The organism is Bacillus sp. z60-11 (assembly GCF_046464135.1).
GTDB lineage: Bacteria > Bacillota > Bacilli > Bacillales > Bacillaceae > Bacillus > Bacillus sonorensis_A.
This window is the reverse complement of sequence record NZ_JBIYSN010000001.1, coordinates 961,393-977,689: the sequence shown is the minus strand read 5'-3', so window position 1 is coordinate 977,689 and position 16,297 is coordinate 961,393. Positions and strand designations below refer to the sequence as shown.

Here is a 16,297-nt window from a genome sequence, read left to right as displayed (position 1 = left end):
CAACTAAAAAGACAGCCCATTCTGACTGTCTTCTTCATCACCGTATCTCATTTTCTGCTGATCTATAGAAATTCAAGCCACGCTAATGCTGCAGCAGATATCACCACATGATCATCTGCAAAATTGAATCGGCACATCATCCGTACATATCCTCCAAATCATATGGTCAGCCCCTTTTCCCCAATAATCTTTCAACAAATAATCCGGTTCACCAAATTTCTTTTTCCATATCTTCTGAGCGCTCTGATAGCCGCTGTCCAAACAAAATTCCTCGATTCCTCTGCTCAGCAGGGTGAGAAGCATTGCGTTTAAAAGCAACGTCCCTACCCCGCGATTTTGGACATCCGGATGGACAAATACAGTACCGACCTCATACTGCTCTTGCAGCACTCGATCTGTATGACGAATCAATTCACTTGCAGGTCCAAATTCAATTGTTCCGATCACTTGATTGCCATTTTTATCTGAAGCGATCAAAAAATAGCGGCCCTCCCCGCTCGTGTTCAAGTCACTTTGCAAGTACTGCTTTTTATTTTCGATTTCACTTTCGATATCCTGAATGAGCTCTGACAGACCTTCTTTGGCAAATGTATCTGTAACCACTGTTCTAAAAAATTGATTAAGCTCGTTTTGGTCCTCGAGTCGCGGTCTTCTTATCTCGATGTTATGCACTCAGGCTCACTCCTTTGTTAGTACTTTACCTTTTTTCAAATCTATCAATCGTTGCTTGAGGAGGGTTTGATTCTTTCAAATGGTTGAACCATACTTTTACTTTCTGTCTCTGTTTCAGCTCTTCTTTGTTTTTTAGTTTGCTGAGCCCTAACAAAATCACTTTGTTCCGGTATTTTTTTATGATCTCTCTTTCTGTTAGTTTGTAATCCTCATCATTTGGTTTTTGTTGACTCTCAATAAAGATTGCACTATCCTCCTTCTTGAAGAAAATGTACCCTACACTACTTTGTCCATTCTCTGAAGCAGGCATCTCTTCATTTGCTTGACAGCCGCCCCCAGCTAAAACAGCCAAAAGCGAAACAAGCCACAACACTTTTTGCAATACATCGTCCCCTTTCCTAAAAATTCGTTTTCCCGAATTTGAATCGGGGATTTTCTTTTATGTTGGAAAGAATGTCGGGGATATCTATGTTGGTTATATCATAAAGAAAACGTTCATCTATTCCTTTACGTTTGAACTCATCCGCTAATGCCAAACATCTTGCTCCCATCTGGTATTCTTTCATTCTTAAAGCGTCTCTCCGCAACAATTCATCTTTTTCAACCCATAAAACAACATAAAAAATGTCAGCATCCTTCACCGCGCCATAAACCTTTTCAGAAAGGGTTTCCACTTCCTCCGGAAAAGCGACATAATCAATTACAGTTGTCTTATTGGCCTGTATAAAATTAATGCTGACATCAGCGATATTTTCCCAAGTTAATGCCAATGATTCTTCGCTTTCCCAGGGCGGATGGTAGCCGCTGATCACCATATCACTGATGAGGTCTCCTTCAATATAAGCGCTCCCGTCAAACTGTTCAGCAAGCCTCTTTGAAATCGTGGATTTACCTGCCCCTGCCGGCCCGGATATGATATACATTTTTTTCATCGTTCCACCTGCTTTATATATGCTTTTTCATTTCGGCACAAGTGATCATGATCCTCCCGAATAATCAGAAAAAAGCCGGCATTTCACACGAAAGCGTGAAACGAACCGGCCGATAAAAAGCGTAACTCTACCCTCTTTTTTGTCCGATAAATTGAATAACATGAGACAAGCCATGATGGAATTCCCCTTCATGACGAACCACTTCCCCCATGAAAAAGTGAACAATACGCCAATCAGAGAAAATTTGTAAAAATTCTTCCGGAGAATATAAAAGTTCCAAATCCTGCGGTCCTCCGCTTTTATACGGAATTTGGTGAGTGGAATAAACCTCTGTAACAAAAAACCCGCCCGGTTTCACCGCTTCTTTCACTCCTAAAAGTGTTTGATGTCGTAATTCTTTTGGAAAATGCCCGAAAATACATACGATCTCGTCCCACTGATCTTTTATCCATGTCGCTTCATTTAAGTCAACAAGCTCAGTATGAACTGCTACGTTTCGGGATTCGGCAAGCTTTTCAGTTTTTCTCAATCCGGATTCCGCATAATCCCATGAAGTGACATTCATTCCTTGTTCGGCCAAAAAAACGGCATTGCGCCCTTCCCCTTCCGCAATCGCCAATGCGTCTCCCGTTAATTGAAGTTTCTTCTGCGAGTCGGCTAAAAACGCATTCGGTTCAGTTCCATACACATATTTCTCATCTTGAAAACGGGTATTCCAAAAAGAATTCATGATCACAGCTCTCCCTTTTCTAAAGATGGTTCCACATGAACATTTCACCTACATCAGTTTAGGCAGCTAACGGTTCACGCTTAACAATTTATTTCAAGACCCTAGATACTTCAACGTATAAGCAGATGTTTTATCAAACCATTCAGGTCAAATCTGATTTGCCTCGGATAGTACTTTTTTAAATGTTGTCTTAGAGCTGCCCCCGAAAAACACATTGATTCCCTTCCTTTCTTATCCATCGTTTGGTAAAATATTCTCAGTCATGAACCGGGAAGGAATGATCTCTTTTGCCTGTTTATAAATATAATCCTAATTTTGTGAAAGAAGTCGTAGAATGCAAAACAGAAAGGTTAACAGCTTCAATTGAAGCTAGGTACTGCTTATCAATCAAATTAAATAACAGTTTAGACTCATCCTATGTTTTTATCATGTTAAACCCAAGTAAGGCAGACAAGAAAATCTCTGACTTGACTATAGGAAAGCTGTGCAAGTTTAGTCACTCATTGAATGAAGTGGGTGCTATACATGTCGTTAACCTTTATCCTTTTTATGAAACAGATTCTAAACTGTTATCATCTTTGATTAGCTATTTACAAAATGAGAATAGTGATTTATTTAGGCAAGCAACGGAAAACAATCTCCAGATTATAAGATCGCTAGCTAAAGGTGCCAAAAAAGTCATATTAGCTTGGGGTGAATACCCAAAAAAATTCAATAAACAAGCATATAGGAAACAATGCGAGGATTGCATTGCTCTTCTTCAAGAAATAGAACAAGATCAGATTTATGCCATTAAAACTCAGCATGAAAATCTTTTAACATTAACCCGCTTCCCACGACATCCATCTAAAAATAGGCTTGTAAATCTTGAGTTATACCCTTTATCCACTTAATTTTTTCATCAAAGGGGAAATAACGGGTATCCCCTTTAGGCCAGCCAAGCTCAGTAACAATCATATCATCGTGCAACTGTACTTAACTCTACATGTAGATAAAATTGTTTACTTTCAAATTTCTCATCAATTAGTTCCCCCACGCCTTTAACAACTGTTGTAAAATCAGGTGATTTTATGTGGCCTTTTCTTTTTTTAAGTGGAGAATCAGGTAAAGACAGTTTGTTTTTCAACGTGAGATCATACGCTTTTGTAGTTACTTCTCCAACAAATACATACCATTTTTCTTCTTCAAACGATGCTTCCTTTTAGGTTATGTAAAAATGACTTGCCCTCGCGAGAGCCTGGGGTCTTTTTAAAAGAATAAGCTTGGAATATTGTTTTTGTAACCACTGCTGCAAACCTACATCCCGAAAATGAATTAACCCTAAATTATTCAGTAAATAAAAACCGTGGAATAGTTGTCTTTCTTCCCCCTGCTTATTTAAAGTCTAATCCTGAAATGTCATTTTTAGGTGAACCTGAAACTTTTTACGGGAAACAGTGAAAAGACATTGAATATATCTTTGCTTATTTTGCTAACACCTTAGCTGGGGGAAGGGTAATAGCATATGCCCTACATCTCAATAAAAAATAGACCTACCTCTTTAGTAAACACTTGAAATGGTAGATCTATATTCAATGGTAATACCTTCATTTATCAATTCCCATTTTAAATTAGCTGCGCTTGATTATCATAATGATCAAGTTTCTGCTCTAATAGCAACATTATAGCTGTCATGTTCCTGATGCAGAAAAGAAACACTAGCTACTCCTGTAAGTCCCAACACTAAAATTCCACAAATTAAAAGTTTAGCTTTCATCTAGAATCTCTCCCCTTTGAATTTGTTTTCGTGCTTCAATTGCCTTGCGATAAAATTCATTAGCAGCCAAGATTTCTCCTCTTTGGCTCAACGAGTCACCAATAGCAATTCCATACCACTCCATATCGGGATACATCTTTTTTTCCTCGAAGAACTTAAAAGCATCCCTTACAATTTCCAAATCATCTTTTAGATATACTCCCTTAATTATCTTCAGTGTTTCAAAAGTGTCCCTTATGTTGTTTTTCTTGGCGATTTCCAATGATTTTTTATAAAAAACTCTTGACGATTTTAAATCGTTTGACTTTGCTTTCACAAATGCTAAAACACATAATGTCTTTGCTTCAAAAGTAGGGTTTTTTGGTTCAGTTATATGAAGTGCTTTTAAATAAAAATCGGATGCTTTGTCAAGTTCTTCAAGATGAGTATAACATAGGCCGATGTTAAAAAGTGCTTTTCTTATCAAATAACTTTCGCCAAATTTCTCAGCATCTTCTAACGCTTGATTTGCATGTTTCAATGCCTTTGCAGTTTGCATGTTGTCAAGCCAATTACCTGTGATAACAAGCTGGCAATGTACACGTTTGTTGCCATAGGCGGGTTGATTTCGATATATGGCATAAGCACGTTTAGCATAATTCATCGAGAAGTATGTTTGTTTCATGTGATAATAAACTTCAGCCATTTTAAAATAAAATTCAGCTCTCTCTGCTTCCTCACAATCAATCGATTCTATTTCTAGTTCTGCCTTTCTGTAACAATTCAATGAGAATATAAGCTCTTTTTGTCTGAAGTAGTACATCCCCATAAAAAAATGATAATAATATTCAAGCATTCCATTGAGGTCTTGACTCCCCCGTGTTTCCTTCAACTTTTCGTATTGCAGCATAATTTTTTCGCGAGTATTTGGATAAAACTCTTCCAACATAAGCTGATGACGGAACTCTAATAACGAAAAATAAACAAGAACATCTTGATTTTCTTCCATTATTTTTATTTCTTGCTTAACTTCAGCTTTCGCCTTCTCAGCCGCAGTTCTCCTATTATTCTTTATACAGTTATACCAATAGTTCATCTTCGTTGCCACTAGATCATACGGAATCACACTTTCAGTAGACATTACTTAAACCCCTCTCATTAAGCTAAGGCAAAGCCAATTAAGTGGATATCTTATCTCTTCCACACTAAAGTTTCTCTTTGACAAGCAAAATTGACATTATCTTCGCTAAACATTGAAAAATTCCCACAAATGACAGAATATAATCTATTATATCAAATAGTCTGAATGTTTAGAATGCAAATGTGACACACTCATATTGTTACAGCTCTAAGCTATCTTCTTTGGCATTTGATAAATCTGATCGTTGAGATTTTCCGAGTTTTGTGAAAGCTAAGATACCGAGTCCTGCAAGTATTTCGACTATCCCTCCAAAAGCGATGACTTTTCCTGCCCCAAAAACAGTCGCAGCATACCCAGCCATTAAAGCACCAATAGGAATCATTACATATGAAATCATACTGATAACAGCATAGACCTGGGGCTGGTCCTCATCATCAACCGATATTTGTATGATCGTATGCTCTGGGACATTTATTGCGCTAATCGTTGCTCCTAAGACAAAGGCTGCAACAAACACCAACAGTAAAAGTGAATTCATACCTGTAATGAAGAAAGCTGTTCCTTCTACAATGCCAGCAGCAACAAACAACAACCCATAACGATTTACTTTCACTCTAGTCAAAATAAAGCCCATCAAAAAAGCCCCGCCTGTGGTTAAAACCCTCACTATAGAATGAATAATTGCCCCCTGGTTTAAATCCTCGGCTATGTAGACTGCTGCAAGCGCCTCCCATGGTGCAGATCCTAAGTTTAAAAACACACAAAAAATGGCTAATGGAAACAATATATGATGACGCCTTACAAGCATGAATCCCCTTCTTAACTTCTTTAAATATGGCTCTCGTGGTTTGGCTGCTTTCGCATTTCTCACCTCACTCACACTATACTTTATGAATAAGACTAAAATAGCTGATATTACATAGAGAGGTAATATCAGCAGCATTGTATGAGCTGCACCAATCAATACAATTAAAACACCACAGAGTGAAACCGCTCCTAATTTGATTGCTTGGCCTACAGATTGTATTGTCGCATTCGCCTTTTGAATCATTTCCTGCTTCACAATTTTCGGAATTAAAGAAACAGAAGCAGGATCATATGAAGCCCCTGTAGCAGAATGCACAAGCATAAGCAAAATAATAAACGGCAAAGGTGAAAAGCCATTGAAGTAGCAAATTGGAATAATTAACATGATTAATGCCCTCGTTAAGTCTGAAAAGAACATCCAAAACTTCAATGTACTTGTTTTCATCAAAGGAGTAATGATTGACCCCAATATAGCCTGAGGAAGAAAACTTACAGCTATTAAAAAGGCTGTTCCAACAGCCCCTTTTCCATCCAAAATAAGAAACCACAGGATTGTGTTAAATGCCAAAGAATCGGCCGTTATCTTCACCATCTTAGAGCAAAAAAGAAAGGTGAAATTTCTTTGCCACACTGTATCATTATTCATTTAAGTTCCCCCTTACAAAAATTCCTCAATTTTACAGTGTCTATTCATTAAGCATATTCTATTTTTCGTTTATGTCAATGTTGACCTGGAATAATTAAGGTAATTTTTATAAAGTGGAAAGGGCTTTTTTAAACTTTCCAACTTTCTTTTCATATGAAGCTTTAAGGCAGCCGAAAAAGGACCAAGGAAAAAACACATAAGAAACCCCACTTTTTGTGGGGTTTGCTTTTATATTTCATCTAAGAATGCTAAAAGTTCTGGGTCATTGATTTTAAAAACCATAAATTGAATGTAGTCAATTTTGTTTGTGTCAGGAAAAAGGAAGTTTGTTATCGTAAAGGTCGTGGCGGTTTTTCCTAAATGACCAGCAATGCGCAAAGCAATCTCCACATTTTCAGAATCAATATCAAAGGCTACAAACTCTTGATTCACGTAATAATTCTTTATTTTTGTATCCTTTGGATTTGCTGGGTTTGTCGCAGAATCAAGGAGTTTCTTCAATTTTTCAGGATCAAAGTTAACCAATGTTCAAGCCTCCGATATTTTGGTATATAAAGTATAGCATATTGCAGGCTTCAACAACTCCGTCTCCTTTTTGAACCTTCACCTCTGTCCCTTTAAGGTGAAGATGGCATGTGGTTGATCGAAAGATTCTGCTTTGATGGCTGTTTTCTCACATCTTGACTTTGATCCAAACCGTACTAGCTCCAATCCCCATGGCGCTTATCCCTAAACATTTGTTCAAATCTCATGTCTTTTACGAATGTTCCTTCTGTTATCCGGGCCACGCGGAGAGCTATTGATTTAACGCTTGAGCAGCTGGATCACTTGTTCTTATTTTAATGACAATATAAACAATAGCTGATATCCAAACTGCAATGATTCCAACATAAACCATCGGATATAATGCTGTTTGATCGAACCACGAATTGATCAGCGTTCTTGCGTTGACGAGGATGATCAACCCGCCGACCAGAACGCCCATTAATCGGGTGTGAACCTTTTGTACCAGCCAGGCGGCAATCGGAGCCGCAATGATTCCGCCAATCATCAACGCGCCGACCCACAGCCAATTCACTTCTTCCCAGCCGAGGGAAATGAAAAATCCTAACGTTGCCGAAACGGCAATGGCAAACTCGCTTGTATCAACAGTTCCCACCACTTTTCGGGCACTGGCTCCTTTTTTGGATAACAGGACCGGGGTGGCAATCGGTCCCCAGCCTCCCCCTCCGGTCGCATCGGCAAAACCGGCAATTAGCCCTAAAGGAACGGCTTTCCCTCTCGAAAGACTGACACCGCTTTTTTGCTCTCCCATTTTAAACATGAACAGAAAGCGAATGAGCACATACACACCAAGGACGAGCAAAAACATTGAAATATAAGGTTTTGCAAGTTCTCCGGGGATGTTACTTAAAAATGCAGCGCCGAGAAATGCCCCGATTGATCCAGGGATGACAAGGCGTTTGAGCGTTTGTTTATCGACGTTTCCAAACTTAATATGCGACACACCTGACGCAGCGGTTGTGACGACTTCCGCCAGGTGGACGGATGCTGAGGCAACCGCCGGTGCGATTCCAAAAGCAAGCAGCAGCGAGGATGAAGTCACCCCGTACGCCATTCCTAAGGCACCGTCTATCAGCTGTGCAAATAATCCAATAAAGACAAACACAATTAACTTTTTCATTTTTCCCCCTCAGTTCGTTGGCTTATTTTATTGTTAAATATCATAATTCATATTATTCCCACCTGTAAAGTGTGAATTTAAAAAATAAAAAATCTTCACTCATTTTAAATGGAAAATCCTCAGATCATCTGTTGGTAAAATGTGATCATCCCGTTGAGAGAAAGTGAGCAAATGGAGATGTTAAGGACGGACGCCGCTTTGAATTACTACAGGAAAAGTGTCAAGGGGAAGCGAAAGAACGGGCAAGGACAAAACTACACGAAATGTAAAGCTTGTTCAAGAAGAAGCAACGGTGCGTGTTCTAGGGTCGATATGTACCATGATCTCCACATACTCCTTAGTATTTGTTTTCATGTTTAATTCCTCTAATTAAATCTAAAACATGAATAACCTTAGTATACTTAAAATGAAAAATCACCTTCTTCTTTTCATTCCATTATTCTTCTTACCTATCGACTTAAAAGCTCGTTTAATAACATCAAAGAAACTTAAGGACCGTACCATGTGATCGGGATTTACATATTCTCGTATGACCCGAAGAACTTTCTTAGGTTCCTTAGAAGAAAAAATGAAGGTCCCATTTTTCTTCGTTTCAATCGCATAACGCGGAATCCATTTCCCCTTAAACATCACAGAGGCTATCACATAGTCTACTTCCTCCCATGGAATTTGAATAAATTTACGAGGATCACGGGAGTTATAAAATTCAAACCCTTGATCACCAATCATAATTTTCCCATAGTCCGTCAATCCCGTAAAAGCGGTGGCATCCATTACTAAATCGACCTTTGTATTAATTGATTGAACCATGATATCCACTCCATTTCATTTATCTGATTTATTCATTTCAACCCAATACAAAAAATGGCTCAGACAATCATTTTCCAGCCACTTTTTGTATGCGAACTATTATCGATTCACAGACGACAGAAGTGTGCTACTACACTATACTTCAATCAATAATCCTCACTTTAATTATAAAAGCCCAATAACGTGACCAACTACCCCAAATACGAATAAGCCAAGAATAATGACAATTGGGCTGACTTTTTTCTTAAGCAACCACATACATAAGAATGTCAGAAGCAATGCAGCCAAACCAGGAATTAATTGATCCAAGTTATCTTGTAAGGTTGTTACTTTCGTAGATGAAAGTGCCAGTCCCGAGTTTACTTGTTCAAAAGCTTGACGAATCCCTTCTCCGCCTCCAGGAAGTTTGTCCCATTCAATATACGCGCTTTTATCTAACTTAACTTCAGAAACGACTGGCAAGAATTTAATCGATACCCACCGTTGCACTAAGGCAGCAAGAACAAACATACCAAGGATTGATGCACCTTTTGTAACATCTTGCAATAATCCGCCTGAAAGATTATCGGTGATTTTAGAACCGGCTTTATATCCAAATTCTTGTGTATACCACATAAATCCCCAACGAATCAGGTTCCAAGCCAAGAAGAAAAGGATTGGCCCAAGGATGCTTCCACCCATTGCTAATGATGCCCCTAAAGCACCTAACATCGGACGTAATGTAAACCAAAATACTGGATCACCAACACCGGCTAAAGGACCCATCATCCCAACTTTAACTCCTTGAATGGCCACATCATCAACTTTTGAACCATTAGCACGTTCTTCTTCAAGTGCTAGTGTAACTCCCAGAATCGGTGAAGCTATATAAGGATGCGTATTAAAAAATTCCAAGTGACGTTTTAACGCTGCTACACGTTCTTCTTTTGATTGATATAATTTTTTGATTGCCGGAATCATTGAGAAGGCCCAGCCGCCATTCTGCATGCGTTCATAGTTCCAAGAACCCTGAATAAATGTAGAACGCCATGCAACGGTTAAGCGATCCCTTTTTGTTAGTTTTATTTTTTCTGCCATTTCTCTTCTCCTCCTTTTAGAATTAATAATCGTTTAAGATATCACCAAGCGGGTCGCCGGAATTGCCTCCGCCGCCATTTGAAGAACCGCCCATTTTAGAAAGATTCAAGTAAATAAGAGCTAACGCTACACCCAATGCACCAAGTGCAATAAGTGTTAATTCAGAAATTGCAGCTATTACGAAACCAATAATGAAGAACGGCCATACTTCTTTTGTTGCCATCATATTAATAACTAGTGCATACCCAACAGCGACCACCATTCCACCACCAATAGCCATTCCGTCTGTTAGCCATGCAGGCATTGACTCCAAGAATGATTGAACGCTTTCTGCCGGGATGAATAAAAGTGCTCCTGCAGGAATCGCAATTCTGATACCTTGTAAACACACCGCAACGATATGCAAAATTTCGATCCTTCTGAAATTTCCTTCTTCAGCTGCGGCATCCATCATATGTACGATAGGAACAGCAATTGTACGAACGATCATTGTTAAGAAAAGACCCGCTACTGCAAGTGGAACCGCTACTGCGATTGCCGATGCGACACCGTCAACACCTTGTCCGCCCAATACTAAAATAATTGCTGATGCAACTGACGCAAATGCAGCATCCGGCGCTACGGCTGCTCCGATATTCGCCCATCCAAGTGCAATCATCTGAAGTGTACCGCCAAGAACAATACCGGCCTCCAAGTTACCTGTTACTAAACCGATTAATGTACATGCCACTAGTGGTTGATGGAATTGAAATTCATCTAATATCCCTTCCATACCAGCTAGAAAAGCAATTAAAATGATGAAAACAATTGCTATAATAGACATCATATGCCCTCCTTTTTATATAAATTTTGTTATATCGCTATGCTAATTCATCCTTCGCTTTGTTTAGAATGTCATCCATGTCTACACGAGAATCACTGGGTACTTTCCGTACATCAAACTGGATGCCTTTTTCTTTCATTTTCTCGAAAGCCTCAACATCTTCTCGTCCCATAGAAAGTACATTGCTAACGGCCACTTTACCGGTTGAATGAGCCATAGATCCAACGTTCACTTCTTTAATATCCACGCCCTCCTCAATAACTCTTAGGACATCTAATGGGTTTTCAAATAATAACAGTGCTTTTGTGTCACCAAAACGGGGATCTTTTGCAACTTCCAGTATTTTGCTGATTGGAACAACATTTGCCTTAACCCCTGGCGGTGCGGCCTGCTCGATCAATTTCTTTCGAAGGTCATCTCTAGACACTGCATCTGAAACTACGATAATACGATTTGGTTTTGTAGCCTTTGTCCATGCAGTCGCCACCTGACCATGCAATAAACGAGAATCCACGCGGACTAAAACGAACTGAATCTTCCCGTCACCAACTACTTTACCAGGAGGAAGCACACCTTTTGCTTGTCCACCTTCAGCAACTTGAGCCACAGTATTGTCTTTAGGTTCTAGCTCTACAGGCTTCATTCTAACCCCTTCTTTTGCTGTTTTGATGATGTGTGCTGCGATTTCTTGAGCAGACGTCATTGAAAAACGGGATGCATAAGCTTCAATCAACATTGGCAAACTCATACCAGCAACGATTGCCCATTTGTCTTTGTGTTCTTCATACAAGCGGTTAGCTTGATTGAATGGTGTACCTCCCCATAGATCGACTAGGAATAATACTTCATCTTGATTATCAAAAGATGCAATTGCTGCTTCCATTTTTGCTCTCAAATCGTCTGGACCTTCGCTTGGCATTAAGGTGACAGCCTTAACGTTTTCTTGTTCTCCCAAAATCATTGTGCCAGATTGTAAGATGCCTTCAGCAAATCCTCCATGGCTTGCCAGGATAATCCCTACCATCTCTCTGCCTCCTAATATTCCATCCTTCTTTTTTTGAATAGACACAACCAACACAACTATTTATACTTCAGTTTCGTCAGTCTTTGTCATTTAAAAGGATTTTTCTCCTCTTAAGACCCTCTCATTCTGTATCACCATTTCTATAAACCGCTTTCATTTTACTGTTTTTAAGCCTCGTTGATTCTTAATCGTCACTTATAAATACATTAAAAAACTACCAGTTTATTTATTTATACTATACTGATCGCTTCATCTCCCTATCGGATTATTTGTTCAATTATTACAATAACACAGGAAAAAGGTTGCAGATCGACTCCTCTATGACATTTTTATGAAAAATCAAGACGATAAAATAAGTCGTTTAATTGTAAATATTGTGATAGATCACAATATTTTTATCATTCTCATCGAATAGCTTGCGAACTCTGCAAGTACAAGTCGCAAAACGAAAAGAGTCTGCACAACTCAGTCATTTTATCGTCAGGATCAAAGTTGACTATGTATACTTATACTTCCCAATCATCCCTAATTGCAAAGAAAAAATAGGGCCGAAATATAAATGTCAATGCCGATTTGAAGCATACAGAGATAGAGTCAGATATGACCTGTGGTTGATGGTCACCTGTCACCAGACTAAGATGCTAAATGGAACTGACAACGTTTAACAGCTTCCAATTTTACGGATACAACTTGGAAAGTTTCACTCTATACTCTGTTGCTTTGAGCAAGACGCTGGTAAAGCTGTCGAGAGAATTCGACTGCTCTGCGTTCATAGTCTGCCATTTATCTAAAAAATTCATATTTATGTTGATTTTCCAAGAAGAATATTGTGCTAAATTACCAGTGTAGGTTTTATGCCCTAACATAAATTGGAAATGGTGTTACTTAGATGAAAGCAGTAGTAGCAACGAAAGACAAAAATGTAGAAATAGTAAAAAAAGAATTGCGTCCTATAAAACATGGTGAAGCTAAAGTGAAGATGGAATACTGTGATATATGTCATACTGACTTACATGTGAAGAATGCTGATTTTGGTGATGTTGCAGGTGTCACTTTAGGTCATGAAGGAAAAGGCATTGTAACCGAGATTGGTGAAGGCGTAATCGGCTTAAAAGAGGGAGACCGCGTCTCTATTGCATGGATGTTTGAAAGTTGTGGCCGCTGCGAGTACTGCTTAACAGGTCGAGAAACACTTCGTTAGTATGCGATTCATCCATTTTGAAAATCAGGATTCTCTTCTTGCAGATTGGTATACAATTATAAAGGGTTTGATTATTTAACCTTGAATTAAACATATTTCCGCAAAGGCTAAATCCAGACATCATTTTCGGCAAAAGGCATCCCAATGAATGTCTCTTTTATTTTGAAACTGAAGGAGAAAATTGACACCGGAAAAAATCAGCCGAGATGGAACGAAAAGAGCAGGTCGACCACCTGCTTAATCTGTCTTAGCTTTCTTCCATCTACTCTTAATAATCACCATGAACAAAATGTGAATCAATACAACGATGATATTATACTTAGGATCAATTTTTAAAAAGACAGTATTAAAAGTCATCACTAGAACCATGAGAATTGTTGCAATCCACCATATAAACTCATATTTTTTATCACCCTGCTCTTGGCTCCTCTTACCTTTAACTAGGTCAAAAACAAAACAAGCAGCCACAAGAACCACTAAAACAGTTGTTGTGACAGCAGACGAAAAAATTTCTTGAATAGTATTCATTATTATTCCAATCAGAGCGGCAGCCAAAAAAAACCAAAAAATTCTCATGAAATATCATACCCTTCTAAAAACATATCCGGAGCTTTACAAAAAAGGCCTTGATTAGTCTCTTTCCTTCTCTTCTGCTCAAGATACATATTGCTATGCTGTGTTTATTCTTTCTCAGCTTACTATAAAGCTCCCTCATAACGAGGGAGCTTAAATTAGAGAGCTTTATTTAACTCATGTTTAATCCAAAGTTCGAAGTATTGAGTCGCCTCATCTTCACTTAAATCTTTACTTGTTATTGAAAATATCTTACAACCGAATGGATCGATTTTTGAAAACCTCATAGTTGGTTCATTTATGTTATGATCCTGAAAGTTAAAATAAACGTCCCAAACATCAACATCTAGTCGCTTTAATCCTACTGCTTCAAGATCTAATCCCTTTTTATTGTAACTAAAATGTAGATGTTGTGTTTCATCATAATTCATTTGGAAACCCTCCCTTTAGAAAATGATATGATGTTTTTTCATGTTAGGCGGCACATGGTAATGAAGTTTATAGGGGCCTCCTGTTTTAACTGGATAGTAATCTAATCTGAAAATTGGTTTTCCGGTAGATTTTAAACGAACCTGAATAATTCTGCCACCACCACCGGGGCCATCGATCTTGTATTTGCTCGGCGCTTTTAAAGCTTTTTGGACATGCGGCCTCGCAATCGCCCAACCTTTTTTCATTCCAGATCTGCCAACTTTGCTCATTAAGACCCTTAAAGCAGCAGCAACTACTGGTATCCACATCTGCTTTATTTCAGCGTCCTTAACTTCTTGTTTGGCTAGCACCTGTTCTAACAGCTGAAATATTGGGTCTTCTATTAAAAAATCAAATTCTTTTTCAAACTCTTCATTATTAAAACTTTGAATATCTTTTTTATTGAGGGATGAAATTGAAGATGTTCCATCAATGTTTTTTGGAAAAATATCATATGTATTGAGAGTTGAGTTGAAATCAATGCTTTCATCCTCTTTTCCCTCTTCAATTGCTTGAGATAATGGACTCAGAACATTCATAACCAACACAAAGACCAAAAGTGAGACAATAGTTTTAATAAACTTTTTCGCCACATTTGACCTCCTAGTTAATTATTTACATTCCAAATATATCAATATAAGGTATGGGAATCAACAGTTAATTCAGTCAATTTCACTTTAATCAGTCAAATATTGCGTTGATGGTGTTTCCCTTCTGCTCAAGATAAACATTCCTGAGAAAGAAAATTGTGGCATACTGGTGAATAATAAGGTTTTATTTTATATTTTATATGGAGTATTGACAGTCTTCTTCTATTTTATGGACGGGTGGAAAGTTTTTGCTGTGATACTCTCCGTATTAGGAATATTACTTTTGGTAACCGAGCCGTATAGAATACGAAATAAACAATTAGCCAAAAAGATTAGAAATAATGTTGAAATGCTTAAAGAATTCGATTCAGACTTTAAAACTGATGGTTCTTTTACTAATTACAATAAAAAAATTTCTTTCAACGAGTCCAAGAAGATTTTTAAAATTTACAAACGAAATGAACACAATGAAATAGTGTCCACAGCTTCTAGAGGTAAGCAGACTTCTGGTGCAGCAATCGGTGGGGTTTTTGCAGGAGGTGTAGGAGCAATAATTGGCGGACTTTCTTCTGGCTCAAAGCAGGTTACGATAATTAAGTTAATTACCATGAAAATAACGGTGGATGATTTTAAAAACCCTGTTCACTATATTGATTTCCTACCTATCCATGATTCTCCTGGTTATAATCCTGTTGGCTATAAGAAAGACAGTGACATAATTAAAACTGCTCTTAAGAAAGCTGATTATTGGCAAGGAGTTATGGACTTAGCCATAAGAAAAGCAAATCAAGTCGCTCATTAATTGGACTACTTATTTATTTGCATCTGCAGTTTCATCTTCAACAAACTCTACTACTTCTTCAATATTGCACTCTAAGTATTCGCAGATTTTCAGAATGACTGCCAATGACCTTTTAGACATTTTAACTAAGGTTGATGATGATATCCCTAAGCCCTTTTTTAAATCAAACATTTCTATGTATCGGAGAATCTGAAAACAAATCAGTGGACAGTTATGAAAGTTATTTCAACTCAATCATGAGGTAATTTTTTTATAAAATTTGGTGGTCAAAAAGTGGTCAAACCTATCAATTAAGGTCTTACCATTCATTTTGACCACCATCTTATTTTACTAATACTCTTTTAAATCAATGATTTACCCATTAATACTGAGACATATACTGCTCGCGCTCCCAAGGGTGGACTTGTGTGCGGATTATAACCTATATTACCTTTATATATCATATTGGGTCATGAACGTTGATATATAAGGGTTTCATTTTTTTATGTAGGATAAAATATCAAGAAATATTTTTTGATTGTGGGTGTTTTGTGGGTGCATTTGTGGGTGTTCACTTAACTGTTAACACATTGGATAATC

The 16,297-nt window shown here is 38.0% G+C and carries 18 protein-coding genes and 1 pseudogene; 3 read left to right on the top strand and 16 right to left on the bottom strand.

What is annotated here, in order from left to right; translation table 11 throughout:
- Positions 1 to 111: 111 nt before the first annotated feature.
- From ACINLD_RS05120 to ACINLD_RS05105, 4 genes are all read right to left on the bottom strand, one after another.
- Positions 112 to 672, bottom strand: a complete 561-nt coding sequence (locus tag ACINLD_RS05120; protein ID WP_077736731.1) for a GNAT family N-acetyltransferase — start codon at positions 670 to 672, stop codon at positions 112 to 114.
- 25 nt (positions 673 to 697) lie between these two features.
- The gene (locus ACINLD_RS05115; RefSeq protein ID WP_236251264.1) at positions 698 to 1,045 is read right to left on the bottom strand and encodes a DUF3221 domain-containing protein; all 348 of its coding nucleotides are present in this window, start codon (positions 1,043 to 1,045) and stop codon (positions 698 to 700) included.
- A gap of 25 nt (positions 1,046 to 1,070) precedes the next feature.
- Complete coding sequence (locus tag ACINLD_RS05110) at positions 1,071 to 1,595, bottom strand: AAA family ATPase (protein ID WP_410206961.1); 525 nt, start codon at positions 1,593 to 1,595, stop codon at positions 1,071 to 1,073.
- Positions 1,596 to 1,731: 136 nt separating this feature from the next.
- A complete protein-coding gene (locus ACINLD_RS05105; RefSeq protein WP_077736733.1) occupies positions 1,732 to 2,334 on the bottom strand; it encodes an SAM-dependent methyltransferase in 603 nt (200 codons plus the stop codon).
- A gap of 287 nt (positions 2,335 to 2,621) precedes the next feature.
- On the opposite strand from ACINLD_RS05105, the gene ACINLD_RS05100 reads away from it, so the two are divergent.
- Positions 2,622 to 3,227: a DUF1643 domain-containing protein gene (locus ACINLD_RS05100; RefSeq protein WP_026587201.1), complete on the top strand. Its 606-nt coding sequence runs from the start codon at positions 2,622 to 2,624 to the stop codon at positions 3,225 to 3,227.
- Between the two features lie 852 nt (positions 3,228 to 4,079).
- Here the strand turns inward: ACINLD_RS05100 and ACINLD_RS05095 are convergent.
- From ACINLD_RS05095 to ACINLD_RS05060, 8 genes are all read right to left on the bottom strand, one after another.
- A complete protein-coding gene (locus ACINLD_RS05095) occupies positions 4,080 to 5,210 on the bottom strand; it encodes a Rap family tetratricopeptide repeat protein (RefSeq protein ID WP_026587200.1) in 1,131 nt (376 codons plus the stop codon).
- 199 nt (positions 5,211 to 5,409) lie between these two features.
- Positions 5,410 to 6,663, bottom strand: coding sequence for an MFS transporter (locus ACINLD_RS05090; protein ID WP_410206938.1), 1,254 nt, complete (start codon positions 6,661 to 6,663; stop codon positions 5,410 to 5,412).
- Between the two features lie 228 nt (positions 6,664 to 6,891).
- Complete coding sequence (locus tag ACINLD_RS05085) at positions 6,892 to 7,188, bottom strand: class I SAM-dependent methyltransferase (RefSeq protein ID WP_026587198.1); 297 nt, start codon at positions 7,186 to 7,188, stop codon at positions 6,892 to 6,894.
- Between the two features lie 271 nt (positions 7,189 to 7,459).
- Positions 7,460 to 8,347, bottom strand: coding sequence for a sulfite exporter TauE/SafE family protein (locus ACINLD_RS05080; protein ID WP_026587197.1), 888 nt, complete (start codon positions 8,345 to 8,347; stop codon positions 7,460 to 7,462).
- Between the two features lie 414 nt (positions 8,348 to 8,761).
- Positions 8,762 to 9,157: a DUF956 family protein gene (locus ACINLD_RS05075; protein ID WP_026587196.1), complete on the bottom strand. Its 396-nt coding sequence runs from the start codon at positions 9,155 to 9,157 to the stop codon at positions 8,762 to 8,764.
- 165 nt (positions 9,158 to 9,322) lie between these two features.
- Entirely contained in the window at positions 9,323 to 10,234 is a 912-nt protein-coding gene (locus tag ACINLD_RS05070) for a PTS system mannose/fructose/sorbose family transporter subunit IID (RefSeq protein WP_410206937.1), read from the bottom strand.
- 22 nt (positions 10,235 to 10,256) lie between these two features.
- A complete protein-coding gene (locus tag ACINLD_RS05065; protein WP_026587194.1) occupies positions 10,257 to 11,057 on the bottom strand; it encodes a PTS mannose/fructose/sorbose transporter subunit IIC in 801 nt (266 codons plus the stop codon).
- 37 nt (positions 11,058 to 11,094) lie between these two features.
- Entirely contained in the window at positions 11,095 to 12,081 is a 987-nt protein-coding gene (locus tag ACINLD_RS05060) for a mannose/fructose/sorbose PTS transporter subunit IIA (protein ID WP_026587193.1), read from the bottom strand.
- 889 nt (positions 12,082 to 12,970) lie between these two features.
- Between ACINLD_RS05060 and ACINLD_RS05055 the strand changes: the two are divergent.
- Positions 12,971 to 13,276, top strand: a pseudogene (locus tag ACINLD_RS05055) (alcohol dehydrogenase catalytic domain-containing protein); the annotation flags it as partial.
- A 243-nt stretch (positions 13,277 to 13,519) separates the two neighbouring features.
- On the opposite strand, the gene ACINLD_RS05050 reads toward ACINLD_RS05055, so the two are convergent.
- From ACINLD_RS05050 to ACINLD_RS05040, 3 genes are all read right to left on the bottom strand, one after another.
- Positions 13,520 to 13,858: a hypothetical protein gene (locus ACINLD_RS05050; protein ID WP_410206936.1), complete on the bottom strand. Its 339-nt coding sequence runs from the start codon at positions 13,856 to 13,858 to the stop codon at positions 13,520 to 13,522.
- Positions 13,859 to 14,013: 155 nt separating this feature from the next.
- The gene (locus ACINLD_RS05045) at positions 14,014 to 14,286 is read right to left on the bottom strand and encodes a DUF3986 family protein (protein ID WP_026587190.1); all 273 of its coding nucleotides are present in this window, start codon (positions 14,284 to 14,286) and stop codon (positions 14,014 to 14,016) included.
- 15 nt (positions 14,287 to 14,301) lie between these two features.
- A complete protein-coding gene (locus tag ACINLD_RS05040) occupies positions 14,302 to 14,919 on the bottom strand; it encodes a hypothetical protein (protein WP_256860397.1) in 618 nt (205 codons plus the stop codon).
- Positions 14,920 to 15,085: 166 nt separating this feature from the next.
- Here ACINLD_RS05040 and ACINLD_RS05035 point away from each other — a divergent pair, with 166 nt between their 5' ends.
- Complete coding sequence (locus ACINLD_RS05035) at positions 15,086 to 15,718, top strand: immunity protein (RefSeq protein ID WP_077736747.1); 633 nt, start codon at positions 15,086 to 15,088, stop codon at positions 15,716 to 15,718.
- 9 nt (positions 15,719 to 15,727) lie between these two features.
- On the opposite strand, the gene ACINLD_RS05030 is transcribed toward ACINLD_RS05035, so the two are convergent.
- Positions 15,728 to 15,889, bottom strand: a complete 162-nt coding sequence (locus ACINLD_RS05030) for a helix-turn-helix domain-containing protein (protein WP_077736748.1) — start codon at positions 15,887 to 15,889, stop codon at positions 15,728 to 15,730.
- Between the last annotated feature and the right edge of the window lie 408 nt (positions 15,890 to 16,297).